The 15,509-nt window shown below is 61.9% G+C and carries 25 protein-coding genes and 1 tRNA gene; 4 read left to right on the forward strand and 22 right to left on the reverse strand.

Features of this window, described 5'->3' with window-relative positions; all coding sequences use genetic code 11:
* Positions 1–23: 23 nt before the first annotated feature.
* The 3 genes from ACGLHT_RS20415 to ACGLHT_RS20425 all read right to left on the reverse strand — a co-directional run bounded on the left by ACGLHT_RS20415 (position 24) and on the right by ACGLHT_RS20425 (position 2,470).
* The gene (locus tag ACGLHT_RS20415; protein ID WP_274120677.1) at positions 24–1,091 is read right to left on the reverse strand and encodes a phosphotransferase family protein; all 1,068 of its coding nucleotides are present in this window, start codon (positions 1,089–1,091) and stop codon (positions 24–26) included.
* 294 nt (positions 1,092–1,385) lie between these two features.
* On the reverse strand, positions 1,386–1,703 hold the full coding sequence (locus ACGLHT_RS20420; protein WP_003257405.1) for an SCP2 sterol-binding domain-containing protein: 318 nt from the start codon (positions 1,701–1,703) through the stop codon (positions 1,386–1,388).
* A 56-nt stretch (positions 1,704–1,759) separates the two neighbouring features.
* Positions 1,760–2,470, reverse strand: coding sequence for a histidine phosphatase family protein (locus ACGLHT_RS20425; RefSeq protein ID WP_075045628.1), 711 nt, complete (start codon positions 2,468–2,470; stop codon positions 1,760–1,762).
* A 197-nt stretch (positions 2,471–2,667) separates the two neighbouring features.
* On the opposite strand from ACGLHT_RS20425, the gene sohB reads away from it, so the two are divergent.
* The 3 genes from sohB to ACGLHT_RS20440 all read left to right on the forward strand — a co-directional run bounded on the left by sohB (position 2,668) and on the right by ACGLHT_RS20440 (position 5,031).
* Positions 2,668–3,687 carry a protease SohB gene (gene sohB, locus ACGLHT_RS20430; protein ID WP_023662815.1) on the forward strand — a complete coding sequence of 340 codons (1,020 nt, stop codon included), beginning with the start codon at positions 2,668–2,670 and terminating at the stop codon, positions 3,685–3,687.
* Positions 3,688–3,841: 154 nt separating this feature from the next.
* Positions 3,842–3,915, forward strand: a tRNA-Cys gene (locus ACGLHT_RS20435).
* A 138-nt stretch (positions 3,916–4,053) separates the two neighbouring features.
* Complete coding sequence (locus ACGLHT_RS20440; RefSeq protein WP_274120676.1) at positions 4,054–5,031, forward strand: site-specific integrase; 978 nt, start codon at positions 4,054–4,056, stop codon at positions 5,029–5,031.
* Here the strand turns inward: ACGLHT_RS20440 and ACGLHT_RS20445 are convergent.
* The 11 genes from ACGLHT_RS20445 to ACGLHT_RS20495 all read right to left on the reverse strand — a co-directional run bounded on the left by ACGLHT_RS20445 (position 5,028) and on the right by ACGLHT_RS20495 (position 11,643).
* On the reverse strand, positions 5,028–5,273 hold the full coding sequence (locus ACGLHT_RS20445) for an AlpA family transcriptional regulator (protein ID WP_064590544.1): 246 nt from the start codon (positions 5,271–5,273) through the stop codon (positions 5,028–5,030). The two genes, ACGLHT_RS20440 and ACGLHT_RS20445, sit on opposite strands and share 4 nt — an antisense overlap.
* A gap of 27 nt (positions 5,274–5,300) precedes the next feature.
* Positions 5,301–5,543: a hypothetical protein gene (locus ACGLHT_RS20450; protein WP_063912550.1), complete on the reverse strand. Its 243-nt coding sequence runs from the start codon at positions 5,541–5,543 to the stop codon at positions 5,301–5,303.
* A 37-nt stretch (positions 5,544–5,580) separates the two neighbouring features.
* Positions 5,581–5,895, reverse strand: a complete 315-nt coding sequence (locus tag ACGLHT_RS20455; protein ID WP_274120675.1) for a hypothetical protein — start codon at positions 5,893–5,895, stop codon at positions 5,581–5,583.
* A gap of 53 nt (positions 5,896–5,948) precedes the next feature.
* Positions 5,949–6,869: a phosphohydrolase gene (locus tag ACGLHT_RS20460; protein ID WP_274120674.1), complete on the reverse strand. Its 921-nt coding sequence runs from the start codon at positions 6,867–6,869 to the stop codon at positions 5,949–5,951.
* A gap of 144 nt (positions 6,870–7,013) precedes the next feature.
* Complete coding sequence (locus ACGLHT_RS20465; protein ID WP_274120673.1) at positions 7,014–7,412, reverse strand: phage protein NinX family protein; 399 nt, start codon at positions 7,410–7,412, stop codon at positions 7,014–7,016.
* A complete protein-coding gene (locus ACGLHT_RS20470; protein ID WP_274120672.1) occupies positions 7,400–7,717 on the reverse strand; it encodes a hypothetical protein in 318 nt (105 codons plus the stop codon). The genes ACGLHT_RS20465 and ACGLHT_RS20470 overlap by 13 nt, the downstream gene beginning before the upstream one ends.
* Positions 7,714–8,040, reverse strand: a complete 327-nt coding sequence (locus ACGLHT_RS20475) for a hypothetical protein (RefSeq protein ID WP_274120671.1) — start codon at positions 8,038–8,040, stop codon at positions 7,714–7,716. Before ACGLHT_RS20475 ends, ACGLHT_RS20470 begins: the two co-directional genes overlap by 4 nt.
* Positions 8,037–8,627, reverse strand: a complete 591-nt coding sequence (locus ACGLHT_RS20480; protein WP_274120670.1) for a hypothetical protein — start codon at positions 8,625–8,627, stop codon at positions 8,037–8,039. Before ACGLHT_RS20480 ends, ACGLHT_RS20475 begins: the two co-directional genes overlap by 4 nt.
* Before the next feature lie 83 nt (positions 8,628–8,710).
* A complete protein-coding gene (locus ACGLHT_RS20485) occupies positions 8,711–9,787 on the reverse strand; it encodes a hypothetical protein (protein ID WP_274120669.1) in 1,077 nt (358 codons plus the stop codon).
* A gap of 21 nt (positions 9,788–9,808) precedes the next feature.
* On the reverse strand, positions 9,809–10,978 hold the full coding sequence (locus ACGLHT_RS20490) for a site-specific DNA-methyltransferase (RefSeq protein WP_274120668.1): 1,170 nt from the start codon (positions 10,976–10,978) through the stop codon (positions 9,809–9,811).
* A gap of 83 nt (positions 10,979–11,061) precedes the next feature.
* On the reverse strand, positions 11,062–11,643 hold the full coding sequence (locus ACGLHT_RS20495; RefSeq protein WP_274120667.1) for a hypothetical protein: 582 nt from the start codon (positions 11,641–11,643) through the stop codon (positions 11,062–11,064).
* 111 nt (positions 11,644–11,754) lie between these two features.
* Here ACGLHT_RS20495 and ACGLHT_RS20500 point away from each other — a divergent pair, with 111 nt between their 5' ends.
* The gene (locus tag ACGLHT_RS20500; protein WP_274120666.1) at positions 11,755–12,051 is read left to right on the forward strand and encodes a hypothetical protein; all 297 of its coding nucleotides are present in this window, start codon (positions 11,755–11,757) and stop codon (positions 12,049–12,051) included.
* Here ACGLHT_RS20500 and ACGLHT_RS20505 read toward each other — a convergent pair.
* From ACGLHT_RS20505 to ACGLHT_RS20540, 8 genes are read right to left on the reverse strand one after another with little or no spacing between them, the layout of a single operon-like run.
* Positions 12,048–12,359: a hypothetical protein gene (locus ACGLHT_RS20505; protein ID WP_274120665.1), complete on the reverse strand. Its 312-nt coding sequence runs from the start codon at positions 12,357–12,359 to the stop codon at positions 12,048–12,050. The two genes, ACGLHT_RS20500 and ACGLHT_RS20505, sit on opposite strands and share 4 nt — an antisense overlap.
* A gap of 41 nt (positions 12,360–12,400) precedes the next feature.
* Positions 12,401–12,595: a hypothetical protein gene (locus tag ACGLHT_RS20510; RefSeq protein ID WP_137188324.1), complete on the reverse strand. Its 195-nt coding sequence runs from the start codon at positions 12,593–12,595 to the stop codon at positions 12,401–12,403.
* Positions 12,596–12,598: 3 nt separating this feature from the next.
* On the reverse strand, positions 12,599–13,111 hold the full coding sequence (locus tag ACGLHT_RS20515; protein ID WP_274120664.1) for a hypothetical protein: 513 nt from the start codon (positions 13,109–13,111) through the stop codon (positions 12,599–12,601).
* Between the two features lie 5 nt (positions 13,112–13,116).
* Entirely contained in the window at positions 13,117–13,788 is a 672-nt protein-coding gene (locus tag ACGLHT_RS20520) for a 3'-5' exonuclease (protein WP_274120663.1), read from the reverse strand.
* Entirely contained in the window at positions 13,785–14,651 is an 867-nt protein-coding gene (locus tag ACGLHT_RS20525) for an ATP-binding protein (protein ID WP_274120662.1), read from the reverse strand. Before ACGLHT_RS20525 ends, ACGLHT_RS20520 begins: the two co-directional genes overlap by 4 nt.
* Before the next feature lie 10 nt (positions 14,652–14,661).
* Complete coding sequence (locus ACGLHT_RS20530; protein WP_156342108.1) at positions 14,662–14,808, reverse strand: hypothetical protein; 147 nt, start codon at positions 14,806–14,808, stop codon at positions 14,662–14,664.
* Positions 14,809–14,815: 7 nt separating this feature from the next.
* On the reverse strand, positions 14,816–15,118 hold the full coding sequence (locus ACGLHT_RS20535; protein WP_274120661.1) for a hypothetical protein: 303 nt from the start codon (positions 15,116–15,118) through the stop codon (positions 14,816–14,818).
* Positions 15,118–15,426 carry a hypothetical protein gene (locus tag ACGLHT_RS20540; protein ID WP_274120660.1) on the reverse strand — a complete coding sequence of 103 codons (309 nt, stop codon included), beginning with the start codon at positions 15,424–15,426 and terminating at the stop codon, positions 15,118–15,120. The genes ACGLHT_RS20535 and ACGLHT_RS20540 overlap by 1 nt, the downstream gene beginning before the upstream one ends.
* Positions 15,427–15,509: the final 83 nt, after the last annotated feature.

Genomic DNA, 15,509 nt, shown 5'->3' on the forward strand with positions numbered 1-15,509 from the left:
TTATCCGTCGTCGAGGTCGGGGCTCAGAGGCTGGACTTGGCGATGACCTGCAAGGTCATCTGCTCCAGCAAGCGGTTCATGTGGATGAACTGGGCGAAGCGCTTGTCCTGGGTCTGGCCGTGGTAATAGCGGTAGTAGATCTGCTGGACGATGCCGGCCAGGCGGAACAGGCCATAGCAATAGTAGTAATCGAAGTTGTCCAGGCGGATGCCGGCGCGCTCGGCGTAGTAATCGACGAACTGGCGGCGGCTGAGCATGCCCGGTGCGTTGCTCGGCTGGCGACGCATCAGTTGCACTGGCGCCGGGTCATCGGCCTCGATCCAGTAGGCCAGGCTGTTGCCCAGGTCCATCAGCGGGTCGCCGAGGGTAGCCATTTCCCAGTCCAGCACACCGATGATGCGCATGGGGTTGTCGGCATCGAGGATCACGTTGTCGAAACGGTAGTCGTTGTGCACGATGCCGGGCCGCGGGTGGTCGGCGGGCATTTTCTCGTGCAGCCAGGCGGTCACCTGTTCCCAGCGCGGGGCGTCGGGGGTCAGGGCCTTTTCATAGCGGCTGGTCCAGCCCTCGATCTGGCGCTGCACATAGCCTTCCGGTTTGCCCAGGTCGGCCAGGCCGCAGGCGTTGTAGTCCACCTGATGCAGTTCCACCAGGCGGTCGATGAAGCTCTTGCACAGGGCCTCGGTGCGGTTGGCGTCGAGGTCCAGCTCGGCCGGGATGTCCGAGCGCAGGATGATGCCCTTGACCCGTTCCATCACGTAGAACTCGCCGCCGATCAGGCTGCTGTCGGTGCAATGCACATAGGCCTTGGGGCAGTAGGGGAAGCCGCCGTTGAGCTGGTTGAGGATGCGAAACTCGCGGCCCATGTCGTGGGCTGACTTGGCCTTCTGCCCGAACGGTGGACGGCGCAGCACGAAGTCGCGGCCCGGGTAGCTGACCAGGTAGGTAAGGTTGGAGGCGCCGCCAGGGAACTGGCTGATGCTCGGCAGGCCATCCAGGCCGGGGATGTTGGCTTTGAGGTAAGGGTCGATGACAGCCGCGTCGAGTTCTTCGCCGGGGCGTACCTGGGTGGACTGGTCGGTGAGCGTCATGCGTTTTCCTTATTCTCGATCGCAAGGACTATTGGCTAATCTAATGGTCCGCCGGGGATGGGACAAGCGTGCCAGATGCCATATAGGGGAGGGTGTTGCTGCCTGATCAACTGCCTTGATGAAGCGACTGCCGCTATCGCTGGCAAGCCAGCTCCCACAGGTACAGCGACAACCTCGAGAGCAACGCTGTACCTGTGGGAGCTGGCTTGCCGGCGATAGGGCCCGAACAGGTGGGCAAAAAAAAACCGAAGCCGGTCAGGCTTCGGTTTTTCGATCATCCGCTATTTCCAGCCCTCAGGACGGGAACAGCTCGCTGAGCTTCATCGACAGCATCATGTCGCCTTCAACGCGCAGCTTGCCGCCCATGAATGCCTGCATGCCGTCGGTTTCGCCGCTGACGATACCCTTCAGGGTTTCGCTGTCCATCACCAGGGTGCAGTTGGCATCCGGGTTTTCGCCTTCCTGCAGGTCGCAGGTGCCGTCCTTGACGATCAGCGCGTAGTGCTTGTCTTCGTCGGTGATGTTGAAGCCGAACACCAGGTCCAGGCCGGCGGCAGCGGATGGGTTGAACTTCTCTTGCATCTTTTTGACGGCATCAGCTACGGAGGTCATGGCGCATTCCTTATAGAGTGATTTACACGTCCCCGCAGGGACACAACAAGCCGGGCTCATCGATAGGTGACAAGCTCCGGCGCCCTCAACAGCTGCACATGGGCCTGGCTGTTGAAGGAAGCCAGTGCCACGTCGCGGCCGCGGAACTTCAGCTGGCTGAGCGACGTGTTGATGATCTGCCAGTTCAGCGCGAACGCCTGGCCGGGGGTAATACGGGTAACCAGGTGGAGCAGGGCGGCAATGGTGCCGCCCGAGGTGAAGATGGCGATATTGTCGCCGCTACCGGCGGCATCCAGTACGCGCTGCAGGCCGCCTTGCACGCGGGCGGTGAACGCCTGCCAGGTCTCCAGGCCATCGTCGGCATGTTCGCCATCGTGCCAGCGCTGCACCATCAGTGCGAACAGGCGCTGGAACTCGCTGCGGTGCTGCGCGCCATTGCGCAGGATGTGCAGGGCGTCGGGCTCCTGAGGCAGCAGCCCGGGCAACAAGGCGCGGATCACACCATCGGCATCGAACTCATTGAATGCTGCATCGGTCTCAACAGCCGGCACCGGGCAGCCATTGGCGTGCAATGCATCCAGGGCCAGGCGCGCGGTATCCTGCTGGCGGCGCAGGTCGCCTGCCACGCAGCGGTCCAGCCTTACACCGAGCTGGGCCAGGTGCTCACCCAGGGCCTGGCTCTGGCGCACGCCCACGGGCGAGAGGACATCGTAGTCATCGGCGCCGAAGGAGGCTTGGCCATGTCGGATCAGGTAGAGGTTGCCCACGAAAGGTTCCGGCCTGTTGGAGGTTGCTGCGAGGTTAGGATGCGGCACACGGGCTGTCAACGAAAAAACATACAAGCGTTTGAAAAGGTTGTTTGAAAGGTGTTGCCAGCGTTTGCCACGGCTGGCAGCACCTCAGGCGCAACGGTATGCTTGCTACAGTTACGCGCCGTAGTGGCGCAAGTCTTTAAGGAGTCAACGTGGAGTTTCTTGCTGAATACGCAAGCTTTCTCGCCAAAACCGCCACCCTGGTCATCGCCATCCTGATAGTGCTGTCGGCCATCGCCGGGCTGCGCGGCAAGGGGCGGCGCAAATCGGGTGGGCAATTGCAGGTCACTCGCCTGAACGAGTTCTACAAGGACCTGCGCGAGCGCCTGGAATCCGGCCTGCTCGACAAGGCCCAGCTCAAGGCCTTGCGCAAGCAGCAGGCCAAGGCGGAAAAGCGGCAGAAGAAGGGCAAGGCCGAGGAAAAGGGCCGGGTCTTCGTGCTGGACTTCGATGGCGACATCAAAGCTTCTGCCACCGAAAGCCTGCGCAACGAAATCACCGCGCTGCTGACCCTCGCCACCCCGCGTGACGAAGTGGTGCTGCGCCTGGAAAGCGGTGGCGGCCTGGTGCACAGCTACGGCCTGGCTGCATCGCAGCTGGCGCGCATTCGCCAGGCCGGCATCCCGTTGACCGTGTGTATCGACAAGGTGGCCGCCAGCGGCGGCTACATGATGGCCTGCATCGGCGAGAAGATCGTCAGCGCACCGTTCGCCGTGCTGGGTTCCATCGGCGTGGTGGCGCAGCTGCCCAACGTCAACCGCCTGCTGAAGAAGCACGACATCGATTTCGAAGTGCTGACCGCCGGTGAATACAAACGCACCCTGACCGTGTTCGGCGAGAACACCGAGAAGGGCCGGGAGAAGTTCCAGGAAGACCTGGACATCACCCACCAGCTGTTCAAGGACTTCGTTGCCCGCTATCGCCCGCAGCTGCACATCGACGAAGTGGCCACCGGCGAAGTCTGGCTGGGCGTCGCGGCACTCAACCGCAAGCTGGTGGACGAGTTGCAGACCAGCGACGAGTACCTCAGCGAACGCGCGCGCAACGCCAACCTGTTCCACCTGCACTACGCCGAACGCAAGAGCCTGCAGGAGCGAATCGGGATGGCTGCCAGTGGCACCGTGGAGAACACAGTGGTGGGCTTGTGGAGTAAACTCGGCCGCCTGCGCTAACACCTTGAACCCGTTGAAATTTTTTTTCGTTCAGGGGGTTGCAAGGTTAAAGGAATGAAGACATAATGGCGCCCATCGAAACGCAGCAAACTTTGAAAAAGGTTCAGCGTTTCAAGGAGATAGCGAAGCGCAAGCTGCTAGATCCGACCTTTGAGGCCGAGTAGCAAAGTGGTTATGCTCCGGATTGCAAATCCGTCTACGCCGGTTCGATTCCGACCTCGGCCTCCACCATTCGAAAGCCCCGCAGCCATTGAGGTTGCGGGGCTTTTTTAATGCCTGCGGATTTTGTCCCGTGCTCGATTTGGGACAAATTTGGGACACCGAAGAAAATTGCGTGTCCCAGTTGTCCCCGGCAAAATCCGGTGCATGGCCACTTACGAGCAGCGCCCAGGCGGCGCATGGCGGGCAAAGATCCGCCGGAAAGGATATCCCTCCCTATCAGCGACCTTCGATACCAAGGCCGAGGCCCAGCGCTGGGCGGCGGAGATCGAGGGCGATATGTCGCGCGCCCGGTTCGTCGACATGCGAGAAGCGGAGCGCACAACCCTGGCCGAAGCTTTGGATCGGTACTCCCGGGAAGTCAGCTCGACCAAGAAAGGCGCCAAGCAAGAGCAGACCCGGATCAACAAGTGGAAGAAGCACGCATTTGCCGAGAAGGGCATGGCTGCTTTGCGATCAAGTGATTTTGCATCGTACAGGGATGAAGAGCTCAAGGCGGGCAAGTCCACGGCCACGGTCCGTCTCGACCTGGCGATCATCAGCCACCTGTTCACGGTAGCCATCAAGGACTGGGGTATTGAGGGGCTGAGCAACCCGGTGATGAAGCTGCGGATGCCCAAAGGGGCAAAAGAGAGGGATCGCCGGCCGAAGGGCTTCGAGCTTGCCGGCGTCATCGAGAAGGCGGGGGCGATTCACGCCGAGATGCCGGCGATCATCCAGATTGCGGTAGAGACGGCGATGCGGCGCAGCGAGTTGCTGGGCCTGCGGCGGGAGAATGTGAAGCCCAAGCATGTGCTGCTGGAGGACACCAAAAACGGGACACGCCGATTGGTCCCGCTTTCCTCCCGTGCCAGGGCATTGCTCGACGGCTTGCCGGCGCGCCTGGACGGCAAGGTGTTCTCGCTTGCACCTCACTCGGTGAGCCAGTACTTCAACCGGGCCTGCAAAGCGGCCAAGGTGGAAGACCTGCACTTCCATGATCTGCGCCATGAAGGCACGTCCAGGCTTTTCGAGAAGGGCCTTTCGATCATGGAGGTGGCCTCGATCACCGGCCACAAAACCATGAGCATGCTCAAGCGATACACCCACCTTTGCCCTGACGCGCTCGCGGACAAGCTGGGTTAGCGGACGCTCGCCAGCGTCGGCGGCGCCTGGCGCTTCCTTCCGGGTTTGGCCGGCGTGTGCAGGCCCTGCTCGAACTCCTGCAGGAACTCGCGCACCGTGCTGACACGCCAGCAAACGCGTGCACCCTGCTTGAAAAAAGGTGGTAGCCACGCTGCGCCGGCCTGCCGGGCGCTGCGAATGGCGGATTCGGACCGGCCCAGCAGCTTGGCCAGTTCGGGGATGTGGATGATCTCTGGTTCCATATGGGGCTCCTGCCGCACCCGGCGGCATCAGTAGGATGCGACTATCTTTTTGCGCTGCTCGTGCAGCTCGTTCTCTCTGGCCAGCTGCGCCTCACGGTCAGCGAGCCACTTCCTGGCTTTGTCTTGCGCGGCCTTGGCGCTGGTGAACAGCTTCGGCCTCGGGTGCTTCACGCCTTTGCTGTCCACGCAGAACAGGCCTTTGCGCACGATGGTGACCTCCCTGACGGCGAAGTCCTCGCCCAGGGTGTAGGCCTTGAATGGGGTGGTCATGCAGGTCTCCACGCCGCCGGTGGCGGCAGGTTGGTGGTCAGTCGCAGCTGCTGGAGCTGGAGCCGCTATCGCTGGAACTGCTGCTGTCGCTCGACGAGTAGCTGCCGCTGTCGTAGCTGCTGTAGTCCCGGCTGGAGCAGGAGCTGCTGGTGCTGCGCGATGGTTCGTAACTGTCTGCTTGGTAGGCGGGATGCAGTGGGCTGACGGGGCTCAACGGATTGAGCGGATCAAGCATCGGGTCTTGCCTGCCTGATGCCGGGCTGTGGCCGCGTGCGAATCCTGTCGGTGCCAGAGCCGGACGCGGCTCGGGCTTCTTCTTTCGCTTGAAGATGCGAGTCAAGAAATTGAGCATGAGTCTCTCCATGCCCGCGAGCGTTTGCCGGCGGGCTGCGTTGAGGGGGAGGGTTACTTGGTCAGTTCGTGTCCGAACGGCACGCGGAAACCGGAGGCGTTGCGGTGGCCGCCACCGCCGTACTGCATGGCGATTTCCGAAACATCCAGGCCTTCGTCAGTGCTGCGCAGGCTGAAAACGCGGCCTTCAGGGGTGTCCCAGTAGCAGGCGGCGAAGGGCTCGCCCTGGGCCATGAGGTGACCCGCATCGCTGGTGAGTGTGTAGGGAAGGCTGGCTGCCGGTACGTCGTGACCACCGATGACCAGGCGGCGCTTCATCACGGCGACCAGTTCGGCAATGTCCTTGTGGTGCTTACGCTCGATTGCGGCGCCGTCCGAGCGTAGGGTTTCCACGTCGGCTGCCATGAGCTTGTCCCAGACTTCGAAGTCGTAGGGGTAGCTGAACAGGTTGGCCTGGATCTCGCGGGTGCCGTCCAGCTGGAAAAGCCAGAGGTCCCGGTCCTCGATGTGGCGCAGCAGCATTGGCGGCTCTTGCTCGGGGAAGAAGTGGTCCCAGGCGAGCATGGCGCCGCTGCGGTTCATGTCGAAGCAGCAGGCGATGGCCGGTGAGTTCTGGGAGCTCATGAAGGTGTGTGCGCTTTCCCAGCCCAGCGCGGTAGATCCATCGGCGTACCTGCCATCTACCCGAACGCCGGCATGGAACGGCGGGAACTTCGCAAGGTCCTCAGCCGCTGATTTGTGATGGTCCAGAACAATGATGCTTCGGGCTTTCCAGCTGATCCGTGCGAGCACGTCGTACTTGTAGCTGAAGTCGACGATGATCACGTCTTTGTCGGTGACGTCTGGTGGCTCTTGGCCGTACACGCCGGCCACAAACTCCACCTGGTCGCCCAGGGCCTTGCGAACAACCCAGGCGGCCCCGAAGCCGTCAGCACAGTTGCCGTGGTAGATGCACATCGTTTTGCGTTCAGACATAGGTAGTCCTCGCCCGCGCGGCTGGCAGCGGGCCTTATTGATGGTCGAGGATAACCATTTCGGTAGAGTCACCGATATGGTTCCGCCCGGCTGGCGGGCTTGAGTAGTAAGGGGGCTAGGCGCGCGCTAAGACCTCGTAATTGGTCATTGGCACAGCTCCTTCGGCACCTGGACGGTATCGCCGATCTTCGATTTGACGAGTGATCGGAAGAAAGCAACCAGCGGGGTCGGCCCGTAGAGCCACGCCACAGCTGTTCCAGGGCCTCCGCTGTAGCAGTACTTGCTACTGCCCATGTGCGGGTTCCACTGCAGGCCGCCCCGGTGCTTGTCGATCAAGGGGCCGCCGACCGCCCAGTCTTCCCAAGGGTTGAAGCGCTTGGTGTGTTCGATTGCCTGCCCTTGGTGCCGGGCAAACACCCTCCAAGGCACGCCGTTGTACCCGGGCGGCTCCAAATACACATCCAGCCCTTCGGCCGTGCCAACTGCCCAGCCCAGCGCCTCGCCGGCGAGGTTCGACGCGCTCACTTCGATCAGGTCGGGCATGGCGCCACCTGCTTGGCCTTGGCCGCTTTGGCGCGCTCGATGTTGCCGAACTTGCTCTTGCGCTGGATATCCTTGAAGGTGCGGCAACCTGACATGAACAGGGTTGAGGTCAGGTCTTTACGGCTCCGACCAACCTCCATTATCCCTTTCACACCGTGGCGACAGAGCACGTATGCACTCTTGTAATCGCCACTGCGCAGCATCGTTGTGTAAAACGCCAGCCGCATTGCCAAGCGCCAACTGTCGCTGTCGTCGGACGGGTGCATGCGACGGGTGTAAAGCTGGCCTTTACGGTACTTGCTCACAGCTGATACCTCTCATCAATCCAGCGCCCAGGCGCCAGAGCGGGTGTAGGTTCGGGTTGGGTTTCGTGCGGGGAGAGCTGGCGCTCGTTGCCGGCGTTCTCCCTAAACAGCTTGCGGCATGCCTCGGACTTGAGGTCATGCGTCATGCACCGTTCTGGCTCAGGCTTCTTGAGCATCCAGTTGGGCAGGCAGGACATGCCGCTGTCCGACTGCCAGCAAGTAACGGCGCGCGTCGTGTCTTCCTTCACTTCCAGGTGACCTGGTTGCTCGATGCAGCCGGCCAGGGTGGCCAGCAGCAGGAGGCAGAGGGCGAGGCGGGTCATGCCTGGGCCTCCAAGCGCCCATGGATGACCATATCGATGAAGGTTTTGGGTAGCTCAACAGCTTCCTTTCCCGGCGACCAAGACAATGGCGGGCTTTTCCGGATCATCTCGTTCAGCAGCTCGAACGCGGCCAACAGCTGATCGTCATTCACCTCGCCGTCTTCCGGCAGGTCATCGCAGAAGTAATCGTCAGGGTCGATCTGGCGGGGGTAGTTCGGCGTGCAGAAGACCAGTCTCAGGTCGGCCAGATCGATCTCATGATCGATCAGGTAGTCGCGCAGCTCTTCCTCATCGAAGAAGTACCGGTCACCGTCATATTCGGTGATCGGCTCTCCGGCCCAGACACGCTTCGGCATGGCCGCGAAACTTATGGCTCGGCGCTCTTTATGGCAGGCCGGGCAACCCCGGCCAGTCGTGTGGATGGGGTGTTCGGGGTTCTGCTCACACTGGCGGTGGGTCGACCCGCTGTAGCGGGCCATGTGCTCATCCTTGCCCCAGAACCTGCCGCCGGCATCAACCCAGCCGGTCACGGTCTGGAGGCTGGCAGCTTCGGGGGATTCGTACATCACGACTTTTTCTTTAGGCATGACTTCGTCCTTGGCCGCCATATCGCGGCAGTGAATAGAGGGGAGAGGGGTTACAGCGAAGGAGTACAGATGTACTCCAGTGGTCAGGAGGGCTTGCGCTCCAGGGCGGCGCGGGCTTGCCAGCCTTCCCAGTTCTCTACGACGTCACGCTGACTCTCGTTGAGTTCGTAACCCTCGACGACTTCATACTTTTCGTTCGCCCAGGCTAGGAACTCCGCCCGCTCATCGCGCTCAACCTGCGCGCTCGGCTCTGCGCTGTACGGCTCGCCGCATTTCACGCAATCGCTTCTGAAGGGCACGAACTCATGGGCACCCTCCGCGCACAGGTCGTTGGTCGGCTCTGCGCTGGCGGATAGGAAGACTTCGATTGCAGCGTTATCCGAGCTTGTCCTTAAGAGTGGATGTTTGTTGATCGCATTTGCATAAGCTCCAGAAGATAGGAGCAAGTCGACCCGTGCGCATCTTTCGTCGTCCAGACCGCCAAGGCGAATATCAACCAGCAGCGCATCCCGCTCGGCCATCTGGGCGCGCAGGGTGTCGCGCTCTTGCTCAACGCTGGCGCATAGACTCGCCACCTCATGCAGCCTGGCTTCGCACCGCTCAATCTCGCCAGGGTTGGCAGCGCTGGCGAACACGGGTCGGATCTCGCGCATGATCCCGAATTGGTTGAACCGACCAACTTCATGCGAATGCATGGCCCGCGTCATCTCGCAACATTCTTTCCAGGGCGTCCACTGGGATTCCGGGCGATTGGTCTTACTGCGTACCTGCCAACCCACGGGATCGCCCTGGTACTTCTCGGCAGGCACTGCGCCTGCCATCGGCCCCAGGCCAACAATCGGCAGCCCAGTCGCCGCCGCATCCCGTTCTGCCTCTTCTTTGGTCCACCAGAAGGCAGTACCAACCATCCAGGCTATTGGCTCGGGGTGGGGCTGCGGGGCTGGCGCCAAGGCTTTGATGTGCGTGCGACCGCCAAAGTAGTGCCAGTCGATCTTCCAGCCAGTGACAGCGGAAAGGCTCTGGCAGATGGTTTCGGCCGCATGCTTCGGCACGTCACCTACCAGGCAGGCGCTTACGCCATTCTTGAACACGTCATCTGCACATGGCGGAAGTTTGTCGCTGACCATCTCGGTGTTGCTGGATCGGTTTTCTGTGGGCATGGGGATACCTCAAGTTGAGTTTCAGCTTCCGAAAAGACTGAGCTGCGATTCGGCGGGTTGTTCGCGAGCGGCGGTGACCTTGGCCAGCTCGTGCTCAATGCGCGCCTTGGCGATCGCCAAGTACTCCGGGTCGAGCTCGCAGCCGATGAACTCGAACCCTTCGCGCATAGCTGCTTTGCCAGTGCTGCCGCTGCCCATGAACGGGTCGAGCGCGGTGCCGCCAGGCGGCGTTACCAGGCGCAGGAGATAGGCCATCAGGTCGGTGGGCTTGACTGTGGGGTGGTGGTTGCCGTTGCGCTTTGGCCAGTCGGCGTCCTCGACCTGGCGCATGGTGGCGTTGGTGCTGACGGCCTTCTGGTCGCCAATTGGCAGGCCTTCGTTGCGGTCCTTGCGGCTGGTCTTGGCGCAGTAGAAGAACCGGGCAGCGCTACCGGTGTCGGCGTGGAAGGCGCCGGCCACGCGCTCGCGCATGCCGGAGTACTTCACCGGCCCGCTAAAGCCGTTGGCCGTTGGCTCGGCGCTTTTGACCGGGGCACTGGCACAGGCCTCGGACGGGAACAGCACTACGACATCGTCGCTGCCGTCGTGGATCAGGTTGGCGGGCCAGCGTCCGAGATCGCTCGGTTTGCTGCGCTCCACGGTATCGCCATCCTGCCCCGGCACGGCCGTCAGCTTCTTAGCAGGGCCGCCCCAGCCAGGAGTTCCGATTTCAGGTACCTTGCCGTCGGGCCACCCCACCCGGCATCCGTCGATGTTCAGCGCCCCCGTGCCATGGGCCAGCACGTTCGCCGCGACGGTGCCGGTCAGTGGCTTGCGGGCGACGGTGATCGGCTCCAGTGCGGGTTTGAGTGCAGTGCCCCAGCCTTGCCAGTCGCCGTCCAGGTTCCGCGACTTCGGGAAGCCAGAGCCGTAAACCCAGGCGATCATGTCGCGGATTTCGAAGCCTGCGTCCTCGATGCGGACGGCCATGCGGTGCTGGGTTCGGGTGCCAGCGAAAGCCAGAAGGTGGCCGCCAGGCTTGAGCACGCGCAGGCACTCGACCCAGATCTCGACGCTCGGCACGTCGTAGTCCCACTTCTTGCCCATGAAGCTCAGACCGTAGGGCGGGTCGGTAACAATGCTGTCGACCGAGTTGTCAGGCATGGCCCGCATCGCCTCGATGCAGTCGCCAAGGTGAAGCGTGTACGTCATGGCAGGCTCCAAGCGTGCAGGCGCCGCCCTCGCCGGGGAGGCGTTATCGTTGAATAGGGGAAGGCGCTGGCGGGCAGCGCGGGTCAGGCAGCGGCGGATAACGGCTGGGCTAGCGCCTTCTGAACTGCCTCGACGATGCGAAGCAGGTAGGTGTATTCGTGGTTTTCCTCGACCGCCTCTTCCTGGAGGGTGTGCCACCACTCTTCTCCGAAGATATCGGTGAGCAGGTCGTTGTGGTGCCAAGTCTCGCTTGGCACCTCCAGGCCGCCTAAAATGTCTACCTGGTCGAACAGGCGTCGCGCCTCGTCCTTGTCCATGGATAGGTCGCGACGCGCTTTAGTCACAGTTCTCCTTGCCAGCGCCTCCAGAGCGCTGCCACTGAACCTGGTCGAACTGATGCCACGGTCAAGGCAGTTCAGCACGTAGCTGGCATTGCAGTTGGTGACGAACTCGGCAACCGTGCGCGGACCCATGCCACCCCAGTAGGCATTCCAGCTCTTGTCCCAGCAGCTAATGGTGATCTTGCCCTGAGCCGTCTGATAATTCGGATCTTTCTCGGTCGGACAGTCGCGGCGACCGAAGTCCTCCAGAAACACGCTGATCGGATCGAGGCGCGGAACGTCACTGATGACGAGCTTAGTTACTGTCGAGGTTTCGACCTTCATGTCGATCTCCTGGGCATGCGCCGCCCTCCGTGCTGGTGGCGGCATGGTGGCAATTTGGTTTGGGGTGGGGTATTACGGGTGACCGGCATGGGGCCGGATCAAGGAGCGTATATGCAGCAGCGTGAGGCGGGTTTCTTCCAGTTCTTCGAAAAATATCCAATGGCTGAACGCCACGAACACAAGCATGGCAATGGCCATTACTCGACCGTGAGCGTTGGGCTTTTCCAGGGGCAAGTTGACGGCGCGTTCATTGGAATTTACGACGAGCACGGTCGCCTTCGCAGCGAAGAAAACCTGCCATGGGACATCATCGAAAACAGCTACGGCCGGAGCATCAGCCCGGTTGATCTCCTATCCAAGCTGACGGAGACCGCTGTGGCTAAAGCTGGCGCGCCGATCGCGTCCTAATTTTCTGCTGATATTCTGAGGGCCTCTCGTGCCCTGAAATTCTCAAGCTTCCGCGCCACAGCCGGCGACACTGTGATTTCGTGGCGCGGAGGTTCCAGTAGCGGCAAGGCGCCGCCCGGGCCCAGCCCATGCAGGTGATGAATCATCAGGGTCATCGCCTCGCCCTGTTCCTCAATCCCGGCCCACTCCATTAGCTCCAGCAGGGCCTGTTTAGTCCCTGGACGAACCTTCAAACGCAGGTCTTCTTCCTGCAGTCGCTCGGCCTTGGCGCGGCGCTTCTCGTCGCGGGCCTGCTGTGACATCGCCATACGGCACCTCCTTCAATCCGCTGGGCGGTAGGTTGAACTGCTCACGCCGCCTTGTTCTTTGCAGCGCGCTTCGGATTTTTCTGCTCAATCTCAAGGTCCATGTCGTTCCAGCCGGCCAGGAACCAAGAGCCGTGGAACGTGTGAGAGGCGAATGGGTTGGCCAGCTTGCCGCCACCGTTGCGGCGGCATTCCCGGCCAAGGTAGTAGACGCTGGGGTGCTCGCCGTGGTCGCTCATGGCCTATCCCCTATGCCGCTGAAGCGGGAAGTTGATCTTGTATGCAGCCAGGATTCGCTCCAGCTTGCGATTTCCGATCCCGAGTACTGCGGTAGCCCGGCAGCGGGACATACCCTCGTCGCGCAAGGCAATGATCCGGTCTGCCAGTTGCCGATCAGCAGCCTCTTGAGCGGCGGCGTCCTTTACTGGCTGCGCCTGGCGTGGCGGCTTGCAGAACCTGAATCCTTCGCGAGCGGCTACGCCCCAAAGCGCTCCCTTGGTTTCGCCCAGGAGTTTCGCGACCTCGCCACAGGTCATGGTCTTGGCGAGTTCGGCGATCCGTGCCGCACGAGTTCTGGCGCGGCTCTGCTGCGGGTGTTCCGATTTATGCGCAGTAGGCTTCGCCCGCTTCGGCTTTGGCTCTGGGTGCTTGCGCTGCGGCAACGGCCGGTAGGTGAAGCCCTCCAGCACGATCAGCTGGCCGCCAGATGCGAAGAAGGCCGCTTTGGCGGCCTCCAGGTCGATAGATGGGTTCATGCGAGCTACCTCATGAGGGCTTTGCGAACGAACGGGTCAAGGTCGGGCTGATTCAGCAGCCAGCGGCGGTAATCGGCCGGCAGATCGCTGAACTTGGTGCCGCGGTGCTTGCCGAAGCCGATCACGGTCGGGATGCGGGCGTCTTCGGAGATGCTCCAGAGTTCTTCCCAGTCGGCCACCGGGCGGTCCAACTCGGCAGCCAGGGCATCGAGAATCTTGACCAACAGCAGTCGGCAGTTCTTCACATCATCCAGGGCGGCGTGGGCATTGCGGAGCAGGCCCGGAGCTTGCTCGCGGTAGTGCAGGTAGATCATCGCCGACTGCGAATGAGAGTCGGCGTCGGGCCACAGTCGACGGCTCAGGGCTGCGGTGCAGATGCGCTTGAGCTCTGGCTTGCCGATGACGCCCCAGTCGTAGTCGACGTTGTGACCGATCAGATACTCAATCTCGGCAGGCAGCTGGAATTCGGCATGGTCTGGGCAATCAACCAGTTCCTCGTCGAGGATGTGGCTGGTAGCCAGGGCGCCGAGCTCAATCGGCTTGCCTGGTTTGTAGCGCTGCAGGAATTCGCCGGCCACAGGCAAGCCTGGGATGGCTGCCAGTTGCAGCCAGGCTGCCTCAACCAGTTGAGGCTCGTTGAAACCTGTGGTTTCGCTGTCGAAGATGAAGGCATTCATGCCGATTGCTCCTGAGGTGTGAGTTCGTACTTGCGCTGGTCCTTCGCGGCGTTCAGCTGCGCAAGTAGGTGAGGGGACTGCTCGAGGACGCGATAGGCTGCCGAGAACACGCTCTGCAGCTCCTGCATCGTCTCTGTGATCGGGATCTTCGACAGGGCGTCGTCGAGCGCCGCAGCCTGGAGATCAGCTTGAGACTTGCCATCGTTCAGCCAGGCCAGAAGGCGCCGGCCGGTATCCGGGCTGACAACCTCCGGCTGATCGAAGAGGCGGGTACGGTCCTTGGTGGCCACGGCAACATTACCGTCGTGGAGGAGGTCGAGCACCACGGTGAACTCGTAGTCAGATCCGTCACGCTGCTCCGACTTCATGCCAAGCTTGAGGATCTTCTTGCCTTCGCCCTGGACCGTCTCCGTCTTGCTGCGCATCGTGCAGATGATGTGCAGCGGACTGGTCAGGATGGTGTCGACCAGCTTGCGGTGGCGCGGCGTCGTCTCGTTCCAGGCCGACCAGGTGTTGCCCTTGTAGCGCTGCTTGGCGATCGTGTCGTTGATCTCCAGGCAACCGCCGGAGCCGACCCACTCATGCGAGTAGCTGTCGATGATCAACGTTGAGTAACCGCCAGCCTCCGCAGCCTTGATGGCCTCGATGTACCGCTCCGGCGAGTACGGCGCGCTCAGCCCCATGACGTCAAAGTCGGTCAAGTCAGCATACAGCGAAGCGCTTTCGTGCTCGGTGTCGATGACCGCGATCCGCCCGCCCAGGCCGATGGCCAGTTGCAGAGCGGAATAGGTCTTGCCTGATCCAGATGGGCCGGTAAGTGCTAGCCGTAGCCTTGCCTGCTTACGTTCGGCTTTCTTGAACATTGGGATGCCCTCAGTTCGGTTGGTTGTCCCACTGCCGCTCAATGCGAGCGGCCTCTTCTTCGTACTCTTTGCGCTCGTCGCCCTGGTACCGCTCAGGCGAGAACGATCCGACCGTCATCCAGTCGAGCTGGGCGGCCAGGCGGGGTGTTGTGTTCATGGGTGCCTCAGGAAATAGCTTTGGTGACTGTGGCGCGGGCTTCGGCCATGAGTTCGGCTTTCTCTGTCGCATAGCGGTCTGGATGCCACTGGGCGTCGAGAGCCACGAAGCGCTGTACGATGCTCAGAAGGTCCGGAGCGGTGGCGATCAGGCGGGCATTAGCTTCTTGCTGCGCCTGTCCGGCCTCGGTCGGACCGCAAGCGGCAACCTCTTGGATGACGCCATGGCGGAGGCGGGCCTCTACATAGACCGTCGAAAACCCCTCCCGCTTAGCGAACCAAGGGCCGGGAGTGAATTTGCTCTCGCTCATCACATTCCCTCCCGTGCGCCGCCAGGCTTGCGTGGCCAGAAGTCGAAGGCGAACGCCGACAGCGCCATGTGCATCTTGTTGGCGCGCTCCATGCCGGGACGGCGGAGCACCTCCTTGAGGTAGCACCACTGCAACTCGCCGTAGCCATAGGAACTGGGGTTATTGGCATGATCGGCCTCGATCACCTTGGCTAGTTCATCGAAGAACTTCGCCTGCTGGGTGTCTTCCATGGCCCAAAAGGCCTTGGCCAGGATGGCAGGCGTCAGGCCGACGACCTGTTGGTCGAGCTCTACGCGAATTTCGGACATGCGAATCTCCCGCGCCATGCATGCGGCCGGCGCTGATGTGGTGGTTACTGGGTGATACAGCCGGCGTAAGAGCTGGCAAGCAT

Source organism: Pseudomonas sp. PsB (genome assembly GCF_043658375.1).
GTDB lineage: Bacteria > Pseudomonadota > Gammaproteobacteria > Pseudomonadales > Pseudomonadaceae > Aquipseudomonas > Aquipseudomonas putida_Z.